The sequence below is a fragment of the Kiloniella litopenaei genome, assembly GCF_000982415.1.
Lineage (GTDB): Bacteria > Pseudomonadota > Alphaproteobacteria > Kiloniellales > Kiloniellaceae > Kiloniella > Kiloniella litopenaei.
The window spans coordinates 1-24774 of record NZ_LANI01000032.1 but is presented as its reverse complement, the minus strand read 5'-3'; the positions used below and the strand labels follow the sequence as shown (position 1 = coordinate 24774).

The window sequence follows — 24774 nt, the reverse complement described above, 5'->3', positions numbered from 1 at the left end:
GTGATGCACATCATTAAAGATGGCAGAGTTGTTGCTGTTAACCCGTTCGATGATCACCCCGACAAAGGAATAGGGGTAATTCGCAAATCGAATTACGACGACGAAATCACCCCTGATCAATATGAAGCACTGCGAAAAGTGGTGCCGGATGAAGTAAAAACGCGGCTCGTGCCTATTGCGACTACGGAGGGCGATAGATGATACCACCTTGTTTAACTGTTAAGCAGGCAGCCCCTGAACTTGGAGTTTCAGAGCCTACTCTACGCAAATGGATTAGTTTAGGTAAAATAGGTTTCTTGCGCTTGCCGGGTGGTGGTATTAGGCTGCGCAGAGAAGACATAGAGGTTTTCAAGGAAGACAGATGGGTCGCCCCCGTAACACAACTTTCAATTATAAACTCAAGCGTAATCGTTCCGGCTATTTCGAAGTTAAATGGACTGACGAAGGAAGAACAAAAACCGCTTCCTCCGGCTCAAAAGATCGCGAAGCAGCGGAATTATTTTTAGCTCAGTTTGTAGAACGCCAGAGAATAGCACCGCCAGAGCAACCAATTGTTAGCTTAATACTTAGCGGCTACTATGAAGAGAAGATGTTTGAAGGGCGCTCAAGCATCGAAGACATTAAACGAAATTGCACAAACATAAGTCGCCACATGGGGAAAATCTTCCCCCACCAAATCTCACAGAACACAATTAAAGATTACGCCAAGAAAAGGGGCGCGGAAGGCGTAGGTAACGCATCTATTCGGCAAGACCTCGCCACATTAAGAGCCGCACTGCATTGGGCCGAGCGTGAAAAGTGGATTATTGCACCCAAATTCAAGATGCCTGTTGCAGCCCCCGAAGCTCGCCAAGAATGGGCCACAAGAGAAGAAGTCTCAGCACTCATCAGAGAAGCAGAGCAAACCCCGCACTTGTCTCTATTCATCACCCTCGCAATTTCAGCGGGCCAAAGAAAGGGCGCAGTTTGCGATCTAACCTGGGACCGTGTTGATTTTGACAGAAATAGAATTGATTTTGGTAAGGACGTGGGCAACAAGAAAAGATCTTTCATCCCAATGAGCAAAGGCTTAAGGGAAACTCTTGAGTATTACAAACGCCTAGCAACAACCGATCATGTAATCGAGTACCACGGCAAACCCGTTAAAGATGTTAAGAAAGCTTTTAAACGTTGCGCGGATCGTGCTGGCCTTCCTCATATCACCCCGCACGTTCTTCGACACTCTGCCGCAACGTGGATTGTTATGGAAGGAATAGACAAGGCAAAAGGCGCTCGATATCTCGGCATGTCAGAAGATGTTTTTGAAAATATTTACGGTAAACATGCGCCGGATTATTTAGATAGTGTTGCGGACGCTCTAGATGTCACAAAAATAAATCATGCATCGCATGAAAAACCCTATCTAAAATTGACAAAGAATCGGAAAAGCCCTTGAAGTACAATATATATTTATCAAGCATTTACCTATAAGACCTCGGATTTGTAATCAGGGGGTTCCGGGTTCAAGTCCTGGTGGAGGCACCACTTTTCTTCCTCAAATATCAAATATCAATACGTTAGACATCATTTATACATATCCTACTGTTAAAAATCAGTGGGTTGTGTGCCATTTAGTGTGTCAGTGCTAAAGTTCGCAAAGTTCGTTAAACGTCATCCGTTCGGAAATTCTGTGTCCACTTCTTCCATAAATTGAAGAAACTATACTCATAATGTACAGTTCGTCATCTTTCTTCCCTACCCAAAATTTTTCTGCGCTTATAAAAATGACCTACCGAAAAATACTACTTACTTTATTCAGTTTAATTCTGGCAGCATGTGCAACTAATAACAAAAATACGACATTCATGGCACAGTCCCTGACTGACACATCCGAAGAAAGCCTAAGAAACAGAGGATTAATACCATTATCGGGCGAGGAAATTACTCGTCTTATATTAAATAAAACGATCACTGGTGAATATGTAAGCACCCCATCTGTTCCAATCCAAAAGCACCGTTCCCGCTGGATGGAATTTTATAACGAGGACGGATACTCAATTTATCGTTATTGCAATACAACCAGTGTTCCTGACCAATGGGATTGCTCGAACAAGCTAACGGGGCAGTGGAAAATCACTGATAATCGACTGTGCCTCAAATACAGAAAAGCAAAAACCGTCACACATTGTTTTCGCGCATATTTTGATAGTAAAAATTACATGATCGTAGCAACAACAGGAAAATCAGCTGGCTATGTTCTTGGAATAGCAACAAAAGCAATTGAAGGCTATGTTGAAGAAGGTCCTTTTATTAACTAACGCACCTCTCTTGGCATTGAGGAAGCGTTAACACCTTCATCAATGCTAGGGATAAAGGAGAAATATTCAGAACTTTCATGCTGAACTATCCTGGCCGTCTCTTCCGACAATTCATTTGCAAGCATGAACACGCCAGCAACATCACCGTCACTTTCCAGCTTGAGTTTCCGGATTTCTGTTTCCACCATCAAAGATTCGATTTGAAATTGGGCAAGACGATGCGATTCCCAAGCCCCTCTCCATCCAAAAAAACCGGACAAGGAAACACTAAGCGCACTGACTATAGCCAAGATTGTGACGAGTTTCTTTTTTGAAAGACTGAAAAGTGTTGTTTTTTTATCATCAAGCGTTGCTGAAAGGTACGCGATGAAAATAGTACAGATAATCGATAGGCCCCCGACAACCCGGAACAGAATCAACTTGGAAATGCCAAAAAACTGATACCAGTCAATTTGTTTTTGGGCATATTCCAATGCCACAAGAAAAGCCTGATTTGCTTCCTCCACACTCAATCCCCCCTATAAATTGAACATACCAAGAATGAGGCAAATCTATATAAATTTCAATAACCCGGTGGCTCTCGTATTTGTCATACCTCCGTGCAGCCATCTACTGCACATCCTTTTCTTTCAAGCTCTTCTCGTATTCTTCCCAATAATGTGGAACACTTTTTAAACGCTCTTTTTTATCCGGACCTTCAACATGTTTATCCAGATAAATTTTAAGCTCGTTAAAATTTGAAATATCGGGGACATTAAGATCGGCGAGAAAAAGATCAATCCATCCAGCCGCGTCTTTTGGTAAAACTGTTTTTTCCTTTAGGAACGACTTGAAGTCACCAGCACTCATACCGAACTCTCCTACCTATATCGTCAGTGTACCCAAACCCGGTCAGTGCCTTGATCAAAAATTATGCCGTATAATTAAACGCTTGAAAAAACTATTTTCGACAACCTTGGCCCGGACTTTTAACTGTCTTGCCTCTCCTTCTAACAGAACTTCTTTTACATTAGCTTAAGGACGAGACTTTGGGCCTGTTTTTGGGTCAGATCGGCCAAAGATTGTGGCATTTCAAACCCCATAGCTTTGGCTTGGGCAGAAAGAGCCGCTGGGCCAATCTGTCTTAGATATTCCATAGGATATTCCAACATATCCTTGACCTTGGCTTCCTCGAGCTTCTTGGCAACATCTGAACTGCTATCAACCGTCGCGGCCTTTGCCGCGTCCATCCAGTTAAGGCCGCCTGTCATGGATTTAACACTGCTTGGCATAAAGCGAACAAGGTCCGCAGCCTTTTGCCGATCAGTACGCGGATTATCCAACTGTTGCTGATAAATCAGCTTTTGTGCTTCTGGCGAGATGGAAATCTGATCTCTGTTCTTTGTTGCCTCAGCTTGCGCATCACCCACATTGTTTTTGGCTTTATTGGCCAAAAGTGCCTGTTCACGCGCCTGCTGAACATATGGATTGTTCGAAGAATTGGCCGCGGTGTTGCGATCAAACCAGGAAGAGTTCAGAAGATTGATCATGTTTTCTTTTCCATCATTAGTTTAGAAAACACGAAGCAAGATAGATGCCAATTTTTACAATCAAAAACAGAGGGGATTTTCCGCCTAACAAGCGATAAAATAGATGTAAATGACCTTCAAGAGATCTCTTTGGGCAAGTTTTTCCCCAAGCAATCATCCCAGACCGGAAGCTTTTGCTCAGCTGGTCATTTTATAACCCATAGCGTGTAAGCAACCGCGTTAGAAAATAATATCCCTATCTTACAACAGGCAGGTCACTCCAGCGCGTGGTATAGCGCGGGGAAATCATCTTCTGTCTCATTTTCCAGTCTTCATCTATGCCCGATGCTGCAAAGCGAACTGTATCGCGACCATGGGAACGGTTGAGATCATCCAGAACACGCATCAACGCCTTTGATTTCGTCACGTCCTTTTGCGTAAAAATACTCTGCTGCACCCCTTGAGCATCAACCAGTCCGCCCAGGAAGACCCCGACTTTTTGATACAGCAATCCTTTCCGATAAACCTTCCTGAGGCAATGTTCTGCTGCCTTGATCAACAGAGCCGTTTCACTGGTCGCCTCGGCAAAAGTAATACCAAAGGACTTTTTGTAATAGACCTGATCTTTACCATGCGGACTGGTCCGTAACGAAATGCTCAGCTTATTTGCCGCAAGCTGTTGTTTGCGAAGTTTTTCTCCGGCCCGTGTTGCGTGGGCCGCAACGGCTTGTTGAATAAGAGAAAACTCGCTTAGATAGCGACCAAATCCGCGGGAAACGATAATGCTTTTTCTTGGCGGCACCACCTCTTCCACCGCAAGACATGAAATACCGTTAAGCTCGTGCACCATGCGTTCAAGCACGACATTAAAACCGGATCGAATACGTTTGGGATCAGCAGACGCGAGATCAAGCGCACTATAGATACCCAGCGCCTGTAACTTTGGCGTTAATCGACGGGAAATCCCCCAGACATCATCAATAGATATCTGTTGCAACTGCGCCTTGTTATCCGGCTCAAACACAAAGACGCCGTCATAGTGACTATTCTTCTTGGCAATGCGGTTCGCGACCTTGGCCAGCGTTTTTGTAGTCGAAATCCCGACACAAACGGGCAATCCTGTATATTGACCTACTGTTTGACGAATAGACTGCCCCAGCTCAGTCAATGTCGCCAAATTGTGAACAACACCTCCCCCCGAAAAGCGAAGGAAACTCTCGTCAATGGAATAAACTTCGATCCCGGACGTAAAGCGGCTATAAATCTCGTTGACCCGGTCAGACATATCGCCATAGAGCGCATAGTTTGACGAGAACACCTTTGTACCCGTCTGGCGGAGCTTTGGCTTAATAACGTGAAAAAGGTCACCCATTTTATAGCCGAGCCTTTTGGCCTCTTCCGAGCGCGCGATTACACAGCCATCATTGTTTGACAGCACAACAATCGGGACATTTTCCAGATCCGGGCGAAAAACCCGTTCACAGGAGGCATAGAAATTGTTGACATCAACCAATGCAATCCACTGACAATGATCAGAAGTTTTGGCTTGAGAAAAGATCATATCACTAGGATTATTAATCATGGCAGGTTAGTCCAGTCTGGTGATCACACTCGTCACCACCCCCCAGATTTGTAGATCCTGCTCTCTCGAAATTTTGATTGGTTGGTATTTGGGGTTTTCTGAACACAATTGGACTCGCCCCCCGCGATCATAGAGGCGCTTGACCGTCAACTGACCATCCACCACAGCAATAACAATCTTGCCATGCCTTGCTTCCAGAGATCGATCGACAACAAGCATTCCGCCCGGCATGATGCCTGCCCCAATCATGGAATCTCCGGACACTCTCATAAAAAAAGTCGCCTCTTCGCAATCAACCAACTCGTCATTCAGATCCAGTTTCCCTTCCATATAGTCTTCAGCCGGAGACGGAAAACCAGCAGGAATTCTGAAAGCATAAAGAGGAAGCGGGAGAGATCCTCTTTTTTTCGCCCGTCCCATGCACTCAAGAGCTTCTTTTTTCATGGGTGTACTCTTATTCGTTATGCTCAACATCAAACCAAGAACAAATAGAGAACAAAATAATTATTATGTCAAGGGAAGTGACTTCTCTTTAACAGCAAGCAACAATTAAATTGTCACCCAAACCTAATTTAATTAGGTTCAACCTAAGGATAAAAACAAACCCACTCGCCAGCCAGTTGAGCATCATGATGTCAGATATTTTTGTAAACTGCCGCATTGAAACAGCGCGGATGATTTTGCGCCCCTATGCAATGGAAGATGCACCATCACTCCAGAGAATTGCATCTGATCCTAAAGTTCTTGAATTCTTGCCTGACGATCCCCTCTCTCTCGAAGAGGTGGAAGGTATAATCACCTGGTCAATTGGCTGTCATAAAAGCAATAGCAAGGAAAAACTGCATAAACTCAACCTCGCCATTCTCTCAAAAGAAACAGAGCAACTCATTGGATGGTGCGGCTTGGGACCGGCCGATTGGGATCAAAGCCTGATTGAAATTTACTACACCATTGCACCGGAACATTGGGGTAAAGGCTTTGCCACAGAGGCTGCCAGCGCCCTGAGAAACTATGCACTAAAGACAATTGAGATAAAAAAACTTGTCGGTATTGTTGCTGTTGAAAACGCTGCTTCAAACAAAGTATTGCAAAAATTAGGAATGAAATATGAGGGACAACTACATACTGTACCAACAGACTGTGATCCTTATTTTCTTGGGCAAAATCTCTATTCCTTAACGCAATAAAATCCCAAAACTTATGGATATTTAACTTAGTCTTTCCAAGACTCTCTTAGCGCGCTAAGAAGTGTTCAACACTTCATAATCAAACAGAAAATATAAATACTGCTACCGAGGAAAAAACCGATGGCTGCAAAGAAAAATCCGTTAAAATTGAACAAGTTACAACTACGAACGCTTGTACTGGCTCAGGTCATTGGGCGCGACGAAAGGCAAGCTGTACATCACCCCAACGGTGACGTGACACTGTCTCAGCTCCCCCACGCACACGGCGATCATGTGCACGTGGGTGAATTTGTCGTTTCAGCAAAGGATGCCAGCGGTTTCAGTAATCCTGCCGTTTGGGTTGCTCTCGCACGTAAAGGCTTGGTCAGAGAAGATGGGCAGGCAATTACTTTAACTGCCGAAGGTGTTTCCTATGAAACAGGTCTAGGTGATAAATTCCTAGAAAAATCAGATCACTAAAAAATCAGGAAAGCCCTGCTTTAATTAAAAATTCATTTTCCCTTAAATGAGAAACTGGCTTTTTGTTTCAAAAGATCTATCGGGAATAGTATCTATTCCCGGTTAGCAGCAGTACCACGGACATGACTACATCCAAGACAAACATGTAATGTCAAGTCGACAGAGACATGACCAGATTCAACATCTTTGATATCTTCAGATTGATATTTACCTATATCATTATCCAGATACCAGCGACCGGATTCCTCAATATCCTTGCGGGAAAGTTCGTAACGGACAACACGTTCAGAAAAACACTTATTACACTTTTTCATAGTATCCCCTTTTATAACTTTCTTATAAAACAGTACCCCATCCAAGAGCCGAAGCATAGCCTCTTTAACATGGAATATAGCTTAACATACTTAGAACATTACAAAAAACTGGCACCATCTGCCTTTGAATAATGACAATCAATCAAATACTGTCAAATCCAACGCAAGCATTTCCCCCATCCATATAGCGTGATCCCTATGATCCTTTAGATCGTCGCCAGTGTTTGGATGAATAAACACAGTCAAGCCAGCACGATTAAGTGAGACCCAGGAAATAACGTCTCCAAATTTTTCAACAGGAACAGTCAATACACAGCTCCATCTAGGGTGTGGACCGACATTTTTCTCGTGAACCCGCCCCATAGGAACTGAAAATTTGTCACGCACGTCTTCACAAATTTGTCGCGCCGAAGTCACTGTATTCTGATCAAAATAAAAATGTACATGATAATCGTATGGACACACCATAGACTGACCTTCTTTTTTATACTCCAAAATCTCACCTATCCTCATGAATAGATATTCAAACTCACCTTAACAAGGGGCGCTTTCCTTCGACCCTGCGTCAAAGAAAAGCACATCGCTTAAGAGTTTATTATAGGATATAAAGCTATTGAAGAATTAAAGTAATTACATATAGCCTATGAGATTGAGATTTTCTTGATGCTAACGCCTGCCATTTTCGACATTGCACTTACCGCTTTTGTTTCTCTATTTGTCATTATAGATCCGCTGGGCTTATTACCGATCTTCATAGGACTGACACAAGGGGCAGATGCAGCACATAAAAGAAAAATGGCCTTCAAGGGTGTCTTGATTGGCGGTGTTATTCTGGTTTTCTTTGCTCTTCTGGGGGATCGTTTTCTTGAGCTATTGGGCGTCGGTCTCCCGGCTTTTCGCATTGCCGGAGGCGTAATGCTGTTCCTGATTGCCTTGGAAATGGTATTTGATAAACGCGCCAAACGACGGGAAAACAAGGCCGAAGAACTAAAAAGTTCTGAACATCATGAAGATATCGCAGTTTTCCCCCTTGCCATTCCGTTGATTTCCGGGCCTGGGGCCATCGCAACAGTTATGTTGCTTATGAGTGCAAACAAAGAAAATATTGTCGCACAATCCGCTATTCTAATGGTTTTGGCCGGGGTTCTTCTGCTTTGCCTTACCCTCTTCTTGCTCGCCGACAAACTGGAACGCTTTGTTGGCGATACAATAACTCATATTATCTCTCGAGTTCTTGGTATTGTACTTGCGGCACTCGCCATTCAGTACATACTGGATGGCTTAAAAAGGGGCCTTCTCAGTTAATTCAATAGCCATATCAAAATACCGATGTAATGCCTCTTTAAACTTTAGAAACTTTTCCTGATTATAAATAATTTCCAGAATGGAAAAATTATAGAAACAAGCCTAAAGCTTGGCGTTAATTCATTCCCAAATGTGGTTTAGTGGGTAGGTGTTGGTGTGAAAAATTGCGTTTCTGATTGGCAGGCCCTGCTCAATGCCTTTCCTCTCCCCGTGTTTATTACTGATGAATCTCAAGTTTTCATTGCAGGAAATTCTGCCTTTGAAGATTTTACGGCACCCACCCCCCCCTTTGAAGATTTTACGGCACCCCCCCCCCCATGTAATGGATGCAAGGTTGAAAAATTACTGGAGACTTCCCTACCGCAACAAATCATCCGCGATTTAGATCGGGAAGTTTTACAAAGGGGTTCACCAAAATCTCTGGATCTGACGGTAAAAAATATCCTTGGTCAAGAACATCACATCAGAATAAAAAAAGCACTTTTTAAAATACCATCTGAAGAGCAATCATCGTATATTCTTAATACGATAGAAGATATCACGCCCCAATACAGAGCACAGCATGCGCTTGTCGACGCAATAGATTCTATCGCAGAAGCTTTTGTCATGTACGACAGCAATGGGCATCTGGAAATCTGTAATCAAAATTTCCGAAACATGTACCAATACACCAAAGAACAAGCCAAACCAGGCGTTCATTTTAAAGAACTGGGACAAATTGATATTCTTAACGGTAATGTGGCTATCGGCGATGAAAAAGGTGAAGATTATCTGGAACGGAAAGCCGCTTACAGGCGCGAGCTAAAAGGATCATTTACCGTTAAGCTTAAAGACGGCCGATGGATAAGAACAACTGACAGAGCTGTACCCGGCAAAGGGTTTGTATCTATCCAAAGCGATATTACAGCCATCAAGAATACTGAAAACACCCTGTTAAAAGCAAAAGAAACTGCCGAGCTGGCCAGCCGCGCAAAATCGGAGTTTCTGGCAAATATGAGCCACGAACTTAAAACCCCATTGAATTGTATCATTGGCTTTTCAGAAATTTTAATGTCAGAGATGTTTGGCCAACATTCTAATCCTAAATACAAAGAATATTCTGAAGCAATCAACGGATCGAGTATTCATCTATTAGAACTGATTTCAGAAATCCTTGATCAATCAAAGATCGAGCTTGGAAATGTAGCATTAGACGAAGAAGATGTTCATTTAGAAACCATACTCGATGAATGTAAGACATTGGTAAAAGAACGCAGTTCTCAGGCTAATATTGAAATAAGAATTGAATGCCCAAAAGACCTACCCTCTTTCTCACTGGATCGTCTCAAAATAAAGCAAACTGTCTTAAATCTTTTAACCAATTCAATTAAATTTACTGACCCGAATGGTACAGTACGGATAACAGCAGAGTTAACAGGTAATCAGGAATTAGAAATTAAAGTTTCTGATAACGGCATTGGCATATCCCCTGATGACTTACAATGGGTGACACAACCTTTTACTCAAGTCGCTGAAAGCAAAACCAGAAACCACGATGGAACTGGCCTTGGGCTATCAATTGCAAAATCATTTACAGAGCTTCATCAAGGAGAGCTGAGTATTGACAGTACTTTGGGACAAGGTACTGTCGTCTCTTTACGCTTTCCATCAGCAAGAACAAAAAAACTTCTGATCGCATAATTCTCGTCTGTCACTTCTTAGGAATTAATTTTCTACAGGACAATCACAGGGACCAACGATTAGGCCGTAAAATGAGTACACCATGCTAATTGCCCAAATAACCGACTTTCATGTCGGGCGTATCATTGAAACGGATAATGGACCAATTGATCTATACGATCGGCTCGTTGAAACTATTGCCCACCTATCAAATCTTAGGCCGCGGCCTGATCTGGTCGTTGTATCCGGCGACATATCAAACCACGGAAATGAAGAAGATTATATACGCGCCAAGACGTTACTAGACACAATGGCACTTCCGTATTTCGTTATGCCCGGCAATCACGACACCAGGGAAAGTTTACGCAAACTGTTTCATGACGATGGATACCTACCCAACCAAGGTACATTCCTGCAATACACAATAGAACAGTACCCATTAAGACTGATCATGCTGGACTCATTAGAAGTTGGTGCACATCACGGTATGATTTGCGATGAGCGCTTGCAGTGGCTTAATAATAAACTTACGGACGCACCTGAGCGACCAACCCTTATTTTCATGCACCATCCGCCAGCAAAATTACAGCTGCCGTATCAAGATGGCATGCGTTGTTTCAACGGAGAAAAACTAGCTAAAATCATAGAAAACCACAATCAGATACTCGGTATTGCCTGTGGTCATACTCATCGGGATAGCGTTGCAAATTGGGCCAATACTGTTTTGTTTGTCACACCCAGTGCAACATTTTCTTACCCCCTTGAATTGCGCCCCGTTGAAGATCTTACCCCAAGGTTCGAACCCGCCTGTATTCGCCTTTTTCATTGGGATAACGACACAGGGTTAGTATCTCATCTAAGTTTTGTTGGACCTTATACAAATGGCCTGACAGAGGGCGTTCCCACCCCCGCCGCAAATTAATTTCAATCCTTGCGGTGACCAAGCTTTTTAGCTTCCCCAACAAAGCTTTCATCTTCTAATTGTTCCGAGGCTGACAATGTTTGTTCGTGTGATTGAGCCCGATCATTTCCATTATCACTTTTTCCGAATATAAACCGGAAAACCTTTCGTATACCCCGGAAAATTTTGGGAACGATCCAGATAGCCAAAATCAGGAACAATGCCAAAAACGCAGCAAAAACAGCCGGGCTTAACAAAGCTGTTGCCAAGCCAACAATAACCAAGACATCTTCACCTAAGGAAACTGCTATATTGGTAAAGGCTTCCGGGGAAGTATTTAGAATGGCACGCGTACCAGCCTTCATTGAATGACTAATGGTTGCGAGTCCTCCGCCCCCCACAAATGCCATTGCCTGGGCTTCTGGACTTATATCCCCCAACAAACCAGCGGCCATCATTGCGCCGGCGGGTATACGTATAAAGGTATGAATGCCATCCCAAACGGAGTCCACCGCCGGAATTTTATCTGCAATAAATTCGATAACATAAAAAATAATGGCAATTACAATAACAGCCGGATGCTCTACAATGTCCATTGCCGTGGGTAATGCTAACTGACCGCTTGCACCTAGGATCCCCAAAATAGCAAGCGTCGCGTAGAGGTTAATCCCCCCAGCCCAAGCCACCCCCATAGCCAAAATTACGATTTCAAAAAGAGACACCAGAACTCCAATTACATTTAAATTATGTTTATCGCTTTTTTTTTATAACATTAACGAACTATATTTACTTTAAGTCATATTATACAGAGGCACAGTAACGACATTTACCATGAGATTTCTACCATGAAATCCATTACAATCTCTGTAAAGGTTGAAAGCGCAATAATTGAGGTATGCCAATTTATAACCTCAATTCTGCCACACTATAAAAATACAAAAAAGTGTCGATAAATCGATAGGAGAGAATATAACGGAACAAAATGTTCCAGCCTTAATTACAGAATTCAATGGGGGAGACGTTCAACTTGTTGGGTAATGTAAAAATATACGCCACAGAATGAACAGCTATCCCAAAGACTTCTGAATCAGCCCGAGAAATCGGCCACGCTAGGGGAGTTTTCAGCGTTGGATGATGGTGTAACAGATAGCCTGAGTGCTCAGCAACAGGCAGATTTAATGGCTCTGGTAGCCCATTCCAGAGATCGCGAGGCCTTTGTCAAACTTTTCAGGCATTTTGCTCCTCGCCTCATGTCCTATATGCGAAAACTCGGCACCGATAATAACATTACAGAAGGTTTGGTTCAGGACGTCATGCTTACTCTATGGCGCCAGGCAGAATCCTATGATCCAGAAAAAAGTTATGTCTCTAGTTGGGTTTTTGCCATTGCACGTAACCGACGCATTGATCGCTATCGCAGACAAAGACTGGTTCCTGTTGATCAAGACTATTTGCAAGGGCAACTGCACCTGCAAAATCAAATAGACGAATCTCCTGGTCAGGATCAAGACATTGAACATCAAGAAGTCGAATCCCTTCTCAAAGAGGCGATAGAAAGCCTGCCTGCTGATCAGGCAAGTTTACTGGAACTCGCCTTTTACGAAGATATGACACACAAAGAGATTGCAGAGCACACAAATCTGCCGCTTGGAACCGTAAAATCCCGATTGAGATTAGCAATTAATAAATTAAGACGCATACTTGGGCCAAGTATCTGACAATCCCTGATTTGGCTATAAATATGTCGAGATTTGATCTGATAAAAGAAATATAACTTATCAGTCTCTCGTGAAGCGCCTTATTCTGTATCTTTCGTCAGCAACAAAAGACAATAAGTGAGCGATAGATCGTCAACTGCATAGTGTTTTTCACGTAGTTGATCTAACCCCGTTATATCACCAACAGAAAGATCATCATCGCCGCATAGGAGGCCACCATCCAGAACAAGCAAATATCCAAAATCAGCGATCTCACCGTTGACAGAGATACGCTCTCCCGCAGGTATCCTGAGCAAAAACAAATAACTGGCACCTGCTGTATCTTCTTTTTCACTCACAGCCCCAAGACACAAAGCTTCGCCACCAGTCAGAACATTCCTATCCCATGAAAGTTTTGCTGGATCGCTTGGCAAAAGAGCTGTCACAGGTTCTGGTAAATCCATCAACATTTCATGTTTAGGGCTTGGAAAACTTGTAATTTCGGCAGAATCCAAAAGATCGAGAACTCTCTCTTCCATTCCCTCGGGAAGATCCTCACAAGGAATTTTATCTAACAAAGCTCCACCAAGGGCCTGTAATTTTGCTACTTGATCTCGACATTCTGCACAAAGAGAGAGATGAGCATTGATAAACAGTTCCAAGCTGTGGCTACAACTACCTGAAACATAATCTACCAAATGTTCTTCCATGGGATGATGTTGCGGTTTTGATACTGCGATTATGTCATCCCTGGATACAGATCCGGAATTGATGCCTGTCATTATTCTTGTTCTCTACGCTTAAAATTAACCAAGCCATTTATATCTTTATTAAGGCTTGAGTTATTATTACGTCACGGTCATGATTTTGGATCACAATAATGTGTCTGTATTTGAAAGAGACTGTAAATATTATGCCACAAAAGCAAGCTATGGCAAATTCGCTCTTCTGTGGCACTTCGCTGATATTGTATCCCTGACAAAACCTGTATCAACGCCCAAAAGGCTCTCTCATCTTGGACATACATATTTCAAAACCCCGAACAAACCTTATCATCTCTTTATCCTTGCTCGTCATGCTTTCCGGCTGTGGTGGTGACTATACTTGGGGGTGGCATGTTGTAGATCCGACCAAACTATCAGGACAGAACAATATTCAATTTTTACTGGGTGGGCTTCTGGGAACGATTGAAATGTCGATCGTAGCTATTCTTCTTTCCATGACAGCAGGTTTACTTATTAGCCTCCCCGGTATTTCCAGCAATAAATATCTGCGGGTAATCAATTTATTTTACGTCGCAGTTTTCAGATCTATACCTGTTTTAGTAATGATTTTATGGACTTATTACGGTCTTCCCGTCGTCTTGGGGATAGATCTCGGCTTATTTGCAGCCGGGGTATTAGCTCTGGCAATTTGCGACAGTCCCTTTCAAGCTGAAATATTCAGGGCTGGCATTCAATCGATTGATACAGGCCAGCATGAAGCAGCAGAAAGTATGGGGCTAACATATTTCCAGAAAATGAGATTGATCATACTCCCCCAGGCAATAAGAAAAATCATTCCACCACTGGGGAACCAATTTGTTTACATGCTTAAAATGTCTTCGCTTGCTTCTGTAATCGGCTATAGCGACCTGACTAGGCGTGCAACAGAACTGGTTGTGAATGAATACCGCCCGCTGGAAATATATACATTCCTTATTTTGGAATACCTAGCACTCATACTCGTTGTGACCTATTTCGTTCGAAAGCTCGAAAATCACCTTAAAAAAAATGAACGGCTTCAAAACCCAAAGGCTGAAAGGGCCTAAACACAGCCAGCTCGATTATTTAGAGTAAACTGAATAGCGCCATTGAATTTCGTTAGTACACATGAATTTCAAAGGCCACTATTACTATTGGCGACATATAGATTCAGAACGATTACAACGGGTTAGCAAGCGCCCCACCCCCGGGCCGAGCTCCAGCCCAATTTCTTGTGGCGAATTCCATTTAACCGTCCCCAAAACACGTCCACAGTGATTATGAGATATAATAATCTCACTCCCAATAGGAAGCTTGGTTTCCAGTAGAAGACGCGCACCGCAGAATGACAAATCAAGAACTTCACAATCATAACTGTTATCAAAAGCAATCAAGCGTACTTTTGTGCCAGGAGAAACCATATGACGCGGTGCTTGACGTCTATTTGTCAAACGCTGCAGAGAAACAGGGGGAACTTCTTGATACAACTTACAAAACCTTACAATAAATGCTGCTTCAGCACGACCAATCTATTTTCTTATTCTGGCCTGTCAATACAGGCAGACATAATATGATGTTTAACAAGATCAACAGTTACGGGTTTTGGCATATACCCTGAAATTTCATCAGAAAAACGTGTGTCAGATTTTTCGTAACCACTCATCATTAAAAAGGGAAGTGCCCGGGTAAGCTCTTCGGTTGATTGGCGCAAACGATTGAGCAAATCCAGCCCCGTCTCTGGCACCATGTAATAGTCGGAAATGACAAGATCAGGTTTTTTCTTTTCAATACCATCCATCGCTTCGCTAACATTTTCATAGAGAAAAATTTCACCCACGCCCAAGGATGAAAGCATCAGTTTCATCATCGATCGTACGGCCCTACTGTCATCAACCACAGCCACCTTTAATTTCTTCCAATCGTCCGCTGCCCAAGACACACTTAACCTCCAATACGGCTGAACAGGGAAACCCAAAATGAAAGAATCCAAATGTTCCCATCCAAAGTTATTTTATGGCGTGAGAATCTTAAAATTGTCCTACTGAAAAGGTCGCATTCCAGATAAATTGTATTGATAACAGAGGCAGCACCTCAATCAAACAAAGAAAAATTTTCTTTTAATTCAATACATTAACTTACAAATCAAGCGTTCAGACATAAGCAAAAACATTTTTCAACAACGTTGTGTTTTCCTAATCACGCTCTTGCGATTAAGAAGAATCGAACGACATCTTTTAGGACTTTTTTATTCTGTCCATAATTTGTTTAGGAAATTGTCGTAAGTTCATTCCGTTTCCGATAAGATCTTAAAATAAAATTCGCAGGGAGTGGTAAATGAGCCTAAGAAAATATACTTACCAGATTCAAGCTGACCCTATGTCACGGGTTGAAACTGGTGAAATTCAGGCCAAAGATCTTGAAGATGCCAGGCGTCAACTAAGGGTTCAGTTTATGATGGCCCAGTTACCTGATGACACAGAGATCGTTGATCAATCTGAACTTGATGAGAACTTGGCAAAAGAAAAGTCAGCAAAAGCCCGAGATCTCTTAAGAGTTCTTGCGGATCACCACGCCTGGATTCAAGATTCCAATCAAGGGTCCCGAGCAAATCTGAATAATTTGAACTTGTCTGACATGGTTATGCCAGGATCAAAGTTACAGAATGCCGATATGGCTGGTGCAGACTTTTCCGGGGCTGATCTGAGTGGTTCTGACCTGACAAATGCGAACCTTGTTCGGGCCAGCCTTCATGGAGCAAACCTTAAAGACGCAGATTTATCCGGGGCCGATTTAAGTGATGCAGATTTACGTGGGGCTATACTAACTGGCGCAACACTAGACGGTGTTGACCTGTGGAGAGCAAATCTAATGGGGTGCGTCATTTCGCCATCTGCCCTTCACAAGGCACTTTCTTGTAAATCTAAATAGTCTGTGCCCGCTGATGCGGGCGAGTTATAGTTTACAACGGTTGTAATGAGCGAAAACAATAAAGACCTTGGGGAATTCGCCGAACAAAAACCGGAAGAAAGATCTGTGTTCCAAGCTTTAAAGCGCGGAATACGGAAAAAATGCCCCCATTGTGGTACAGGGAATATCTTTCGGAAATATGTCACTGTTAATGACGAGTGTGCGCATTGTCACGAAGAACTAAGCCACATTCGAGCTGACGATATCCCCCCTTACTTCACCATCACAATCGTGGGGCATATTGTTGTACCCGGTGTCATGTGGACAGAACAGCTTTATTCCCCTTCCCTTCTTACGCATGTTGCAATCTGGCCCGCGCTAACCCTTGCCCTGACAATGGCTATCCTGCCCTTTGTAAAAGGTGGCGTTCTCGGCGTGTTATGGGCGCTACGCATGTTCGAAGATGAAAAGCGTTTTACCTCTGCTGCTGAATAATTCTTAGAGCCGGGATAGTTACATTGGGCTGATCTGTTTCTTATCCAGCCAACATCAGTTCCACCGATACTGGCCAACCATAAGCCTTAACGCAAGCGTACGATCATCCCTCCGGCACAATTTTCAAACCGAACACATGGCTAGATTATGATAGATTTAGCTCTAAATCTTCTTTACGATCCAAAACAAAGTTGTATATACAATATACTCAAATACAAACCTCGGAGCTTGTTATGTGGGATAGCCTTTGGATTAACTGTAATCTATGTACAATACATGACGTCGAAAATGACGCCGGATTGGGCATAATTCATAACGGAGCTATTGCCAGTACAGCTGGCAACATTGTTTGGGTGGGTGAAGCATCAAAGTTGCCCGATGCCCCGGAAAAACTGGCAAAAGAAATTAATGACCTTAATGGATCATGGATCACCCCCGGCTTGATAGATTGCCACACACACATTGTGCACGGCGGTGAGCGCATCAATGAATTTAACATGCGTCTCGAGGGGGCAAGTTATGAAGAAATCGCACGCGCCGGTGGCGGTATACGCTCGACAGTAAAAGCAACCCGCGCCGCCAGCGAGCAAGAGCTTTTTGATAAAGCAATGAAACGGGCACAGTCCCTTCAGTCTGAAGGGGTCACAGTTCTTGAGATTAAATCCGGGTATGGCCTGGACTGGGAAAATGAAACGAAACAATTACGCGTCGCCCGGCAAGTTGGTGAAAATCTGCCACTTGATGTCATCACGACATATCTAGCGGCCCACACCATTCCAGAAGAGTATCAAAATGACGGCGATGGTTATATCGATAGTATAATTGAAAAACTCCCGGACCTGGAAAAATCCGGGTTGGCTGATGCCATTGATGGCTTCTGCGAAGGGATTGCCTTTTCCCCGGCACAAATAGAGAAACTTTTTAAAGCCGCAAAAGACCTTGGCTTTAGCCTGAAACTTCACGCTGAGCAGCTCAGTGATCTGGGTGGGGCAGCCCTTGCCGCAAAATATGGCGCCAAGTCAGCTGACCATTTAGAATATGTGTCAGAAAAATCGGCCAAAGCAATGGCCGCAGCAAACTCTGTCGCGGTTATCCTGCCCTGTGCTTTTTACTTTCTTAATGAAACAAAAAAACCGCCAATTGATCTGTTTCGGGAAAACACTGTTCCCATGGCTGTTGCGACAGACATGAACCCAGGTTCATCCCCCTGTTGCTCTCTCTTACTTGCCATGAATATGGCCTGTACTTTCTTCAAGATGACGCCAACGGAAACAATGCGAGGGGTCACGTTACATGCAGCACAGGCACTGGGCCTGGAAAAAACCCATGGCAGTCTGGAAGTTGGAAAAGTCGCTGATCTGGCAATATGGGATATTACCCACCCTGCTGAACTTTCCTATCATATGGGCTTCAACCCCTTGCAAGAACTGATCAAAGGCGGGAAGCAAATTATCCAGAGATAGAATATATGCTTATTCAGGGGATCACATAACTTTCAGACGGCTTTGAAGATCCCCTACGTGTAATTCCATTTTGTGACAGTCTGGATCGAGAAAATAGAAAGAGGCCCCTTCGCTTTTATTCTCTTTCCAGACTTCAACACCAAACTCTTTGAGTTGCTGACAAAGAGATGGAAAATCATCTTCTTCAACACTAAAAGCAATATGTGTGTAATCGGGATGTGGTGTGTCCCTTGTAACAGAATCTGGTGAGAGACAAATCCAGAAAGACCCGGCTTCAAGATAAGCCCCACCCGGCCAGACCTTTACCAAATCAAGTCCGAGGATATCCCGATAAAACAGGATAGACCTATCCAGATCCTTCACGGCCAATGTGATGTGGTTTAGCCCGGTTACCTTCTTCATCGTCTTCACTCAATCATTAACAATGGCGAAACGCCATCTAACTGAAGCTTCTTTCAGCATAACTTCCTGAGTTTGAATTTCCCCCCAGCGCTCTGCGAAATCAGGATCTTCTTTGCTTTTTGCATCCACAACAATTTCCTTAATACCACTTTGGATAATTGCTCTTGAACAATCCGAACAGGGAAAATGAGTCACATAGATAGAAGCCCCGCTTAACCTGACACCCACACGCGCAGCATGAAAAATTGCATTGCGTTCAGCATGTTCTGTCCAGTCGTACTTTAGTGGTCGCGCATGGCGTTCGTCAGCATCGTCATCAACAGCACGCGGAAAGCCATTAAAGCCATAAGGACCAGGCGTATTATCCTCAAGAATAATAACCGCCCCGACCTGAGTGGATCGGTCTTTTGACCAAGTCGCAACTTCCCTGGCAAGTTTCAAATAACGTGTATCCCATTTTCCGGACATCAATGTAACCCCTTAGAAAAACCCCGCGTCACTGTAGCAGAATTAAATCCCTGAGAAACAAAAACCCATTCTTCAACTGATACTAAACATATGAAATCATCATAATTTATTCTAAATTAACCAAATAGATATAATAAAAAAACTTTATGATCCTTTCAAAATAGGTCAATTTTGTTTTTTCAATATCCATTGTTACCCAGCTTTAAAAAAAGAGCTCTTGGCTACAGCACAATAATGGCTGTTTTGACCATTTTCTTTTACTTTTTAAGCATTTTAATCGGAACAGGTCAGGAATCCTATTTCGGTGTCCCTCTTGGCGTTGATTTTCTGGCTTTTTACACAGGCGGCAGTTTTTATTTAAACGATAACCTTGATAGCGTGTATGAGCACATTTTTATACATCAACAAAGTAATCCGGTTTCAGAAATATATTTTCCAAATCAATTAACTTTTCAACAAACGATAATAGGACCCGACTTCAATAAATTAAGTCCCTTTATTAACCCACCATTCACCGCTTTATTATACGCCCCCTTTGCTTATTTTGACTATGTACCTGCCTTTATAGGCTGGACATTTTTTAATCTGGTCTTACTTTTCCTATCCGTTCTAACAATACGAAGTGAACTACCAAGGCTACAGCAATTTTCAAGCATCAAACTTTATCTTTGCTGTTTTCTTTTTTTTCCGACAATTGCCTGTTTTTTATATGGTCAGGCCGCTCCGATTATCCTGTTTATCTATTGCCTGTGTTTTAAATCACTGCGTAATGGGCAGGACTTTCGAGCTGGTTTTTTCTTGGGATTACTTTTGTTTAAACCCCAACTGGCCGTCGGCGTAGCATTTATTCTTATCCTAAAATGTAGATGGAAAGCGATAATCGGCGGTATCTGCTCTGTAACAATAGTTACCGGTTATGCCATCGTATACATGACTGACGAGCTACAAGCTTATTTTACCATATCCCCCTACCTATTTGACCTATTAAGGGCTGAATACTATCCAACTTGGGGCATTAATTCCTTTTTTGGATTTTCGGCGCTGTTACTGGACCCCGTGAGCATCACCGCAACAAACGTCCTTACGGTTATTCTGACAGTTGGCAGTCTCAGCTTACTTTTTGTTTCGTGGAATAAAAACACATGGCTGACCGATAAAGCCAGCTGGGATATACATATGGCGATAACCTTCTGCTGGGGACTACTCATTAGCCCCCATTTATATTATTATGATCTGATGCTGTTGCTTCTTCCTGCCGCGATAGTTACTCAGCACTTGCCACAGCTTTACCCCCAAAGCCCCCGAATAATATTATGGATGACTTTGGTCTGGGTAGCCTGTTATCTCGGTAGCCAGTTCACCTCTGTACAACTAAAGATCAGCAATTTATTGGAACTGCCTAATATCGGCGTCCAGTTTACCACTGTAATCGTTTTCTATTTTGGCTATCTGCTCTATAAATCAGTCACATCACCACCTCCGCAACTATCTAATTCAAATAACTCGACTTAGCTGACCCAGCGAATAAATAAACCATAAAAGTATGAGGCCCCTAATGTCTTGCTTTCCGATTTCAGATAGGTATGTCAAATCACATGCTCTGTGGCCAGCGCTTGTTATGTTGTCTTTAACTGGGGGGTATCTTCTTTATACACACATCAACCTGAGCGGATTGGTTACAGGGTCTGGAAGTGTACTTGGAGGTGACTTTCTAGCGTTCTATACTGGCGGTGTCTTTTTAAACCAAGGCATATTAAAAGATATATATTCGATAAATTCCAGCCTCCTTTTCCCACACCAGATTGATTTTCAAAAATCATTGATCAGCAAAGACTTAGACGGATATGCTCCGTTTCTGAACCCGCCATTTATGGCATTTATTTATAGTCCATTTGCCAGACTACCTTACGTTTATGGCTTAATCATCTGGCAAGTTTTTAATTTTCTTGTCCTGACTTACACGATAAATTTACTACGAAAAGAGCTTGAATTCTTTCAGCAGATTCCTCTGCATAAACTTGTTGGATGTTGTTTTTTGTTTTACCCAACACTTGGATGGTTTATGCACGCCCAAGCAACACCAATCATATTACTCCTTTATGTGCTTTGTTATAAATACCTGCGTCATGGCAATGACTTTAAAGCAGGTTTTTTCTTAGGATTAATTGCTTTCAAACCACAACTAGCCATAGCTCTTGCAGTGGTTCTTCTTCTAAAATGGCGTTGGCAAGCCCTGCTTGGGGGTGTTATTTCAGTATCATTATGGATGGGCACAGGTTTTATCTTTTTACCTGATGCTATGTTCGCTTTTCTAGAAGTAAGCCCGCAGTTCTTAGATCTTCTTCGGTCCCCTAATTATCCAACATGGGGCATTCATTCATTTTTTGGGTTTTTTGTTCTATTACTGGATCACACAAACGTACTATTATCGAATTCGTCAATCTATATCATAAGTGGAGGCACAATAATTTTATTGTATTTCCTATGGCACAAGTTTACATGGAAAAAAGATCTCGCATGGTGGGACCTTGCCATGGCAATTACCTTTATCTGGGGAATACTACTAAGCCCCCACCTTTATTACTATGATCTGATGCTTCTTTTGTTACCCGCCGCAATCGTCATAAATTTCATCGAAACAGGTAAAACCGAAAGCACCACAATGCTGTTTGGGATCGCAATAACCTGGATTGCTTGTTTTTTAAGTGGGTTTATTTCAATCGGGCAAATATTATTGTATGACAAGTATCAAATTATCGCACCAGTTTTTCAAGTTTCGACCCCAATAATCTTTTTGTGGGGGCTATCTATTTTTAACTATCTGATAAAGAGACATAAACAAGTTTACACCTAACTTATTTACGTTTTGAGCTGTCAAAATGGCAAAAACAAGGTAATCCATGACAACAGAACAAAGTTTTCTCTTCGCTCTTTTTGGCTCTGTATTCATCTTTTTGATATGGGGAAAAATCAGATATGATCTGGTTGCTTTTGGAGCACTTGTTATTGCTGTCATTGCCGGGTTCGTAACGCCTGATGATGCCTTTGCGGGATTTGGGCATCCCGCCGTTGTGATCATTGCCCTTGTTTTGATTGTATCACGGGGATTAATCAATTCAGGGGCTGTCGAGCTGATTTCAGGGCTTGTACTATCCTCTGATCGCCCCCTGCCCTTTCATATTGGCATCATGTCGGTTGTTGGTGCCGCATTGTCAGCGATCATCAATAACGTTGCTGCCCTCGCACTTTTAATGTCACTGGACCTTGAAGCTGCTGAAAAAGCCAAACGTGCTGCGGCTCTTAGCCTTATGCCTTTGTCATTTGCCACTATTCTAGGGGGCATGATCACCTTAATAGGCACCCCACCAAACATCGTCATCGCCCAATACAGAGAACGTGTTCTTGGCGAAAGCTTTAACATGTTCGACTTTGCCCCTGTTGGGTTATGTGTTGCCTTTGCTGGTATCGTTTTTGTCGCCCTGATTGGTTGGCGATTAATCCCCACCCGTGATCGTCCAGGAACTATTCGAAGTGCAGATGACACAGATCTGTTTGTTGCCGAAGCGCAAGTTCCTGAAGATTCAAAATCTATCGGTTCCCGTGTCAGAGATCTTTACACTCTTGCAGGTGAACATGACATCACAGTTCTTGGCCTTGTCCGGAGAGGCCGACGATTACCCGGTTTTGCCCGCTATGAAGAAATCCGTGTTGGAGATCATCTGGTTCTGGAAGGTGACCCCAAATCCATCGAATCATTTCTTGGCCTAGCACAACTGGATTTTGCAGGAAAAGACAAACATGATGTGGGTTTAACAAGCTCTTCGTTGAAACTAACAGAAGTTATTGTTCCAGATGGTGCGAGAATAGAAGGAAAATCCAGTAACAGTTTAAAGCTTCTCTCTCGACATGGTGTGACTCTATTGGGTGTTTCAAGACAAGGAAAACGCTTTAGAGAACGTGTAAGAAAGCTCACCATACAAAGTGGTGATATGTTACTTTTACTTGGTCCCGAAGATCGTCTCACAGAAGTCACAAAATGGCTCGGCGTTCTCCCGCTTGCCGAAAAACAACATTCCATAATACAAAGGAAAAAGGCTTCAATGACCATTGGCCTTTTCCTTGGTGCAATTGCCCTGTCTGTCGCTGGTTTGGTTTATCTTCCCGTTGCGCTCGCAGGCTGTGTTATTGCATTTGCTGCTTTGGGGATCGTATCCGGGCGCGAAGTTTATGAAAGTGTCGAATGGAAAGTCATCGTTCTTCTTGCTTCTCTTATTCCCCTTGGCATTGCCTTGGAAAACTCTGGCGGTACTAAACTTATTGCCGAATTGATTGTGGCCCAAACATCTGGCTGGCCTCATTGGGCCATTCTGACGGTTTTGATTATTGTTACAATGACCCTGTCAGACTTCCTCAACAATGTGGCCACAGCTTTAATTGCCGCCCCCATAGGACTGGATGTCGCCAATGCTATTGGTGCCTCACCTGATCCCTTTCTTATGGGCGTGGCCGTCGCTGCATCTTGCGCCTTTCTGACGCCCATCGGGCACAAGAACAATACCATTATCATGGGACCAGGCGGGTACCGCTTTGGTGATTATTGGCGGATGGGTTTACCGTTGGAAATACTTGTCGTCATGATCTCTGTCCCTGCCATTTTATTCTTCTGGCCGCTTTAGAGTAACTTCGGAACAATTTCCCTATTTGATGTAATCTTGAAATGGCGGGAAACGCTGTATCAGACCTTTTGCACCCAGCCTTTCCATCAAAGCCATGTTTCTTTCTGGGATCTCTTCGGGTGATTTATAGCTATCCAGCACACGCCCCATTTGCCCTTCGCGAATGATATGAAGAACCGGAAAAGGAGATCTGTTTGTCCAGTTGGTAATATCTTCGCTGGGCAGGCCATCAAACTGGTAATTGGGATGAAAGCTGGCAAGCTGAAATAAACCTTCTACGCCCACCTGAACCAAAGCATCTTCTGCATAATCCAGTAAATCTAAAAAGACATCAAAATTGTCGAACCCGGTAGGAAAAATGACAAGCGATGTAGAAGCTTCGTCTTCCGAGCTTTGCTGTAAGAACAAAAGTTCACTTAGAAACATCTCTATCGCTTCTGATTGTTTCTCCTTTTCAACAATCACATAACGAATAGATTTTCGATTTCGTTCCGGGGCTGCAAAGGGGCACAGGTTTTGACCGATCACCATTACATCAACCCACAATTTAGTGAGTTCCAGTGCATTCGCAATAGTATAAGACGGATATAACTGAGACATACAGAATGTTATAGAACCAATCGTCCTCGCTGCCCAGCGACATATGAGAACAGTTTAAACAGCATTTAACAGCGCGCATAAAAAAAGCAGCGGTGTTAATTGTCAAGCACC

Annotated in this window: 30 protein-coding genes and 1 pseudogene; 17 read left to right on the top strand and 14 right to left on the bottom strand. The window is 43.1% G+C overall.

Annotated elements, in window-relative coordinates; translation table 11 throughout:
* The first annotated feature begins 3 nt into the window (after positions 1 to 3).
* From WH95_RS18355 to WH95_RS18345, 4 genes and pseudogenes are all read left to right on the top strand, one after another.
* Positions 4 to 201 (top strand): hypothetical protein, encoded by a 198-nt coding sequence (locus WH95_RS18355; protein ID WP_157846011.1) that lies wholly within the window; start codon positions 4 to 6, stop codon positions 199 to 201.
* Positions 198 to 347 (top strand): annotated as a pseudogene (locus WH95_RS21890) (excisionase family DNA-binding protein); the annotation flags it as partial. The gene WH95_RS18355 and the pseudogene WH95_RS21890, both read left to right, overlap by 4 nt.
* Before the next feature lie 14 nt (positions 348 to 361).
* Positions 362 to 1435, top strand: coding sequence for a tyrosine-type recombinase/integrase (locus WH95_RS18350; RefSeq protein ID WP_046509835.1), 1074 nt, complete (start codon positions 362 to 364; stop codon positions 1433 to 1435).
* Positions 1436 to 1763: 328 nt separating this feature from the next.
* Complete coding sequence (locus WH95_RS18345) at positions 1764 to 2297, top strand: hypothetical protein (RefSeq protein WP_157846009.1); 534 nt, start codon at positions 1764 to 1766, stop codon at positions 2295 to 2297.
* Here WH95_RS18345 and WH95_RS18340 read toward each other — a convergent pair.
* From WH95_RS18340 to WH95_RS18320, 5 genes are all read right to left on the bottom strand, one after another.
* The gene (locus WH95_RS18340) at positions 2294 to 2803 is read right to left on the bottom strand and encodes a hypothetical protein (RefSeq protein WP_046509833.1); all 510 of its coding nucleotides are present in this window, start codon (positions 2801 to 2803) and stop codon (positions 2294 to 2296) included. The two genes, WH95_RS18345 and WH95_RS18340, sit on opposite strands and share 4 nt — an antisense overlap.
* A 103-nt stretch (positions 2804 to 2906) precedes the next feature.
* Positions 2907 to 3146, bottom strand: coding sequence for a hypothetical protein (locus WH95_RS18335; RefSeq protein WP_046509832.1), 240 nt, complete (start codon positions 3144 to 3146; stop codon positions 2907 to 2909).
* 155 nt (positions 3147 to 3301) lie between these two features.
* On the bottom strand, positions 3302 to 3826 hold the full coding sequence (locus tag WH95_RS18330) for a hypothetical protein (RefSeq protein WP_046509831.1): 525 nt from the start codon (positions 3824 to 3826) through the stop codon (positions 3302 to 3304).
* Between the two features lie 235 nt (positions 3827 to 4061).
* Positions 4062 to 5387, bottom strand: a complete 1326-nt coding sequence (locus WH95_RS18325; protein WP_052742144.1) for a Y-family DNA polymerase — start codon at positions 5385 to 5387, stop codon at positions 4062 to 4064.
* 6 nt (positions 5388 to 5393) lie between these two features.
* Complete coding sequence (locus tag WH95_RS18320; protein ID WP_046509830.1) at positions 5394 to 5831, bottom strand: LexA family protein; 438 nt, start codon at positions 5829 to 5831, stop codon at positions 5394 to 5396.
* Between the two features lie 185 nt (positions 5832 to 6016).
* On the opposite strand from WH95_RS18320, the gene WH95_RS18315 reads away from it, so the two are divergent.
* Together WH95_RS18315 and WH95_RS18310 are read left to right on the top strand one after the other, a co-directional pair.
* Positions 6017 to 6574, top strand: a complete 558-nt coding sequence (locus tag WH95_RS18315; RefSeq protein WP_162199399.1) for a GNAT family N-acetyltransferase — start codon at positions 6017 to 6019, stop codon at positions 6572 to 6574.
* Positions 6575 to 6694: 120 nt separating this feature from the next.
* Complete coding sequence (locus tag WH95_RS18310) at positions 6695 to 7033, top strand: hypothetical protein (RefSeq protein WP_046509828.1); 339 nt, start codon at positions 6695 to 6697, stop codon at positions 7031 to 7033.
* 92 nt (positions 7034 to 7125) lie between these two features.
* On the opposite strand, the gene WH95_RS18305 is transcribed toward WH95_RS18310, so the two are convergent.
* Together WH95_RS18305 and WH95_RS18300 are read right to left on the bottom strand one after the other, a co-directional pair.
* Complete coding sequence (locus WH95_RS18305; protein ID WP_157846007.1) at positions 7126 to 7347, bottom strand: hypothetical protein; 222 nt, start codon at positions 7345 to 7347, stop codon at positions 7126 to 7128.
* A gap of 138 nt (positions 7348 to 7485) precedes the next feature.
* Positions 7486 to 7842 carry a DOPA 4,5-dioxygenase family protein gene (locus WH95_RS18300; protein WP_218044529.1) on the bottom strand — a complete coding sequence of 119 codons (357 nt, stop codon included), beginning with the start codon at positions 7840 to 7842 and terminating at the stop codon, positions 7486 to 7488.
* Positions 7843 to 8010: 168 nt separating this feature from the next.
* Here WH95_RS18300 and WH95_RS18295 point away from each other — a divergent pair, with 168 nt between their 5' ends.
* The 3 genes from WH95_RS18295 to WH95_RS18285 all read left to right on the top strand — a co-directional run bounded on the left by WH95_RS18295 (position 8011) and on the right by WH95_RS18285 (position 11233).
* Entirely contained in the window at positions 8011 to 8652 is a 642-nt protein-coding gene (locus WH95_RS18295) for a MarC family protein (RefSeq protein WP_052742142.1), read from the top strand.
* Positions 8653 to 8862: 210 nt separating this feature from the next.
* Positions 8863 to 10332 (top strand): sensor histidine kinase, encoded by a 1470-nt coding sequence (locus tag WH95_RS18290; protein WP_157846006.1) that lies wholly within the window; start codon positions 8863 to 8865, stop codon positions 10330 to 10332.
* 82 nt (positions 10333 to 10414) lie between these two features.
* Positions 10415 to 11233 carry a phosphodiesterase gene (locus WH95_RS18285; protein WP_046509826.1) on the top strand — a complete coding sequence of 273 codons (819 nt, stop codon included), beginning with the start codon at positions 10415 to 10417 and terminating at the stop codon, positions 11231 to 11233.
* Positions 11234 to 11235: 2 nt separating this feature from the next.
* Here the strand turns inward: WH95_RS18285 and WH95_RS18280 are convergent, their stop codons facing one another.
* Positions 11236 to 11934 (bottom strand): DUF4126 domain-containing protein, encoded by a 699-nt coding sequence (locus tag WH95_RS18280; protein WP_218044528.1) that lies wholly within the window; start codon positions 11932 to 11934, stop codon positions 11236 to 11238.
* Positions 11935 to 12339: 405 nt separating this feature from the next.
* Here WH95_RS18280 and WH95_RS18275 point away from each other — a divergent pair, with 405 nt between their 5' ends.
* Positions 12340 to 12930, top strand: a complete 591-nt coding sequence (locus tag WH95_RS18275; RefSeq protein ID WP_052742140.1) for a sigma-70 family RNA polymerase sigma factor — start codon at positions 12340 to 12342, stop codon at positions 12928 to 12930.
* An 80-nt stretch (positions 12931 to 13010) separates the two neighbouring features.
* Here WH95_RS18275 and WH95_RS20790 read toward each other — a convergent pair whose 3' ends face one another.
* Positions 13011 to 13691, bottom strand: coding sequence for a cupin domain-containing protein (locus tag WH95_RS20790; protein WP_052742139.1), 681 nt, complete (start codon positions 13689 to 13691; stop codon positions 13011 to 13013).
* Positions 13692 to 13924: 233 nt separating this feature from the next.
* Between WH95_RS20790 and WH95_RS18265 the strand changes: the two genes are divergently transcribed.
* A complete protein-coding gene (locus WH95_RS18265; RefSeq protein WP_218044527.1) occupies positions 13925 to 14719 on the top strand; it encodes an amino acid ABC transporter permease in 795 nt (264 codons plus the stop codon).
* An 84-nt stretch (positions 14720 to 14803) separates the two neighbouring features.
* Here WH95_RS18265 and WH95_RS18260 read toward each other — a convergent pair whose 3' ends face one another.
* A complete protein-coding gene (locus tag WH95_RS18260) occupies positions 14804 to 15139 on the bottom strand; it encodes a PilZ domain-containing protein (protein WP_046509825.1) in 336 nt (111 codons plus the stop codon).
* Between the two features lie 50 nt (positions 15140 to 15189).
* Positions 15190 to 15591: a response regulator gene (locus WH95_RS18255; RefSeq protein WP_046509823.1), complete on the bottom strand. Its 402-nt coding sequence runs from the start codon at positions 15589 to 15591 to the stop codon at positions 15190 to 15192.
* 395 nt (positions 15592 to 15986) lie between these two features.
* On the opposite strand from WH95_RS18255, the gene WH95_RS18250 reads away from it, so the two are divergent.
* From WH95_RS18250 to hutI, 3 genes are all read left to right on the top strand, one after another.
* A complete protein-coding gene (locus tag WH95_RS18250) occupies positions 15987 to 16580 on the top strand; it encodes a pentapeptide repeat-containing protein (protein ID WP_052742138.1) in 594 nt (197 codons plus the stop codon).
* Between the two features lie 45 nt (positions 16581 to 16625).
* Complete coding sequence (locus WH95_RS18245) at positions 16626 to 17054, top strand: DUF983 domain-containing protein (RefSeq protein ID WP_046509822.1); 429 nt, start codon at positions 16626 to 16628, stop codon at positions 17052 to 17054.
* Between the two features lie 233 nt (positions 17055 to 17287).
* Positions 17288 to 18517 carry an imidazolonepropionase gene (gene hutI, locus WH95_RS18240; protein ID WP_046509821.1) on the top strand — a complete coding sequence of 410 codons (1230 nt, stop codon included), beginning with the start codon at positions 17288 to 17290 and terminating at the stop codon, positions 18515 to 18517.
* A gap of 21 nt (positions 18518 to 18538) precedes the next feature.
* Here the strand turns inward: hutI and WH95_RS18235 are convergent, their stop codons facing one another.
* Together WH95_RS18235 and WH95_RS18230 are read right to left on the bottom strand one after the other, a co-directional pair.
* Positions 18539 to 18919, bottom strand: coding sequence for a VOC family protein (locus tag WH95_RS18235; RefSeq protein ID WP_046509820.1), 381 nt, complete (start codon positions 18917 to 18919; stop codon positions 18539 to 18541).
* 9 nt (positions 18920 to 18928) lie between these two features.
* On the bottom strand, positions 18929 to 19387 hold the full coding sequence (locus WH95_RS18230; protein WP_046509819.1) for a deoxycytidylate deaminase: 459 nt from the start codon (positions 19385 to 19387) through the stop codon (positions 18929 to 18931).
* Between the two features lie 234 nt (positions 19388 to 19621).
* Here WH95_RS18230 and WH95_RS18225 point away from each other — a divergent pair, with 234 nt between their 5' ends.
* From WH95_RS18225 to WH95_RS18215, 3 genes are all read left to right on the top strand, one after another.
* The gene (locus WH95_RS18225) at positions 19622 to 20899 is read left to right on the top strand and encodes a glycosyltransferase family 87 protein (protein ID WP_046509818.1); all 1278 of its coding nucleotides are present in this window, start codon (positions 19622 to 19624) and stop codon (positions 20897 to 20899) included.
* A gap of 106 nt (positions 20900 to 21005) precedes the next feature.
* Entirely contained in the window at positions 21006 to 22241 is a 1236-nt protein-coding gene (locus WH95_RS18220) for a glycosyltransferase family 87 protein (RefSeq protein WP_157846005.1), read from the top strand.
* A 46-nt stretch (positions 22242 to 22287) separates the two neighbouring features.
* Positions 22288 to 24063, top strand: coding sequence for an SLC13 family permease (locus WH95_RS18215; RefSeq protein ID WP_046509816.1), 1776 nt, complete (start codon positions 22288 to 22290; stop codon positions 24061 to 24063).
* A gap of 21 nt (positions 24064 to 24084) precedes the next feature.
* Here the strand turns inward: WH95_RS18215 and WH95_RS18210 are convergent, their stop codons facing one another.
* Complete coding sequence (locus WH95_RS18210) at positions 24085 to 24663, bottom strand: DUF1415 domain-containing protein (RefSeq protein WP_046509815.1); 579 nt, start codon at positions 24661 to 24663, stop codon at positions 24085 to 24087.
* Positions 24664 to 24774 lie beyond the last annotated feature (111 nt).

Bases quoted from the DNA above. Each gene is read 5' to 3' on its own strand.
- WH95_RS18215 (WP_046509816.1), top strand. From the start codon at position 22,288: ATGACAACAGAACAAAGTTTTCTCTTCGCTCTTTTTGGCTCTGTATTC.
- WH95_RS18355 (WP_157846011.1), top strand. From the start codon at position 4: ATGCACATCATTAAAGATGGCAGAGTTGTTGCTGTTAACCCGTTCGAT.
- WH95_RS18235 (WP_046509820.1), bottom strand. From the start codon at position 18,919: ATGAAGAAGGTAACCGGGCTAAACCACATCACATTGGCCGTGAAGGAT.
- WH95_RS18315 (WP_162199399.1), top strand. From the start codon at position 6,017: ATGATGTCAGATATTTTTGTAAACTGCCGCATTGAAACAGCGCGGATG.
- WH95_RS18350 (WP_046509835.1), top strand. From the start codon at position 362: ATGGGTCGCCCCCGTAACACAACTTTCAATTATAAACTCAAGCGTAAT.
- hutI (WP_046509821.1), top strand. From the start codon at position 17,288: ATGTGGGATAGCCTTTGGATTAACTGTAATCTATGTACAATACATGAC.
- WH95_RS18230 (WP_046509819.1), bottom strand. From the start codon at position 19,387: ATGTCCGGAAAATGGGATACACGTTATTTGAAACTTGCCAGGGAAGTT.
- WH95_RS18330 (WP_046509831.1), bottom strand. From the start codon at position 3,826: ATGATCAATCTTCTGAACTCTTCCTGGTTTGATCGCAACACCGCGGCC.
- WH95_RS18250 (WP_052742138.1), top strand. From the start codon at position 15,987: ATGAGCCTAAGAAAATATACTTACCAGATTCAAGCTGACCCTATGTCA.
- WH95_RS18295 (WP_052742142.1), top strand. From the start codon at position 8,011: ATGCTAACGCCTGCCATTTTCGACATTGCACTTACCGCTTTTGTTTCT.
- WH95_RS18285 (WP_046509826.1), top strand. From the start codon at position 10,415: ATGCTAATTGCCCAAATAACCGACTTTCATGTCGGGCGTATCATTGAA.
- WH95_RS18345 (WP_157846009.1), top strand. From the start codon at position 1,764: ATGACCTACCGAAAAATACTACTTACTTTATTCAGTTTAATTCTGGCA.
- WH95_RS18245 (WP_046509822.1), top strand. From the start codon at position 16,626: ATGAGCGAAAACAATAAAGACCTTGGGGAATTCGCCGAACAAAAACCG.
- WH95_RS18320 (WP_046509830.1), bottom strand. From the start codon at position 5,831: ATGAAAAAAGAAGCTCTTGAGTGCATGGGACGGGCGAAAAAAAGAGGA.
- WH95_RS18325 (WP_052742144.1), bottom strand. From the start codon at position 5,387: ATGATTAATAATCCTAGTGATATGATCTTTTCTCAAGCCAAAACTTCT.
- WH95_RS20790 (WP_052742139.1), bottom strand. From the start codon at position 13,691: ATGACAGGCATCAATTCCGGATCTGTATCCAGGGATGACATAATCGCA.
- WH95_RS18310 (WP_046509828.1), top strand. From the start codon at position 6,695: ATGGCTGCAAAGAAAAATCCGTTAAAATTGAACAAGTTACAACTACGA.
- WH95_RS18220 (WP_157846005.1), top strand. From the start codon at position 21,006: ATGTTGTCTTTAACTGGGGGGTATCTTCTTTATACACACATCAACCTG.
- WH95_RS18335 (WP_046509832.1), bottom strand. From the start codon at position 3,146: ATGAGTGCTGGTGACTTCAAGTCGTTCCTAAAGGAAAAAACAGTTTTA.
- WH95_RS18210 (WP_046509815.1), bottom strand. From the start codon at position 24,663: ATGTCTCAGTTATATCCGTCTTATACTATTGCGAATGCACTGGAACTC.
- WH95_RS18305 (WP_157846007.1), bottom strand. From the start codon at position 7,347: ATGAAAAAGTGTAATAAGTGTTTTTCTGAACGTGTTGTCCGTTACGAA.
- WH95_RS18225 (WP_046509818.1), top strand. From the start codon at position 19,622: ATGGCTGTTTTGACCATTTTCTTTTACTTTTTAAGCATTTTAATCGGA.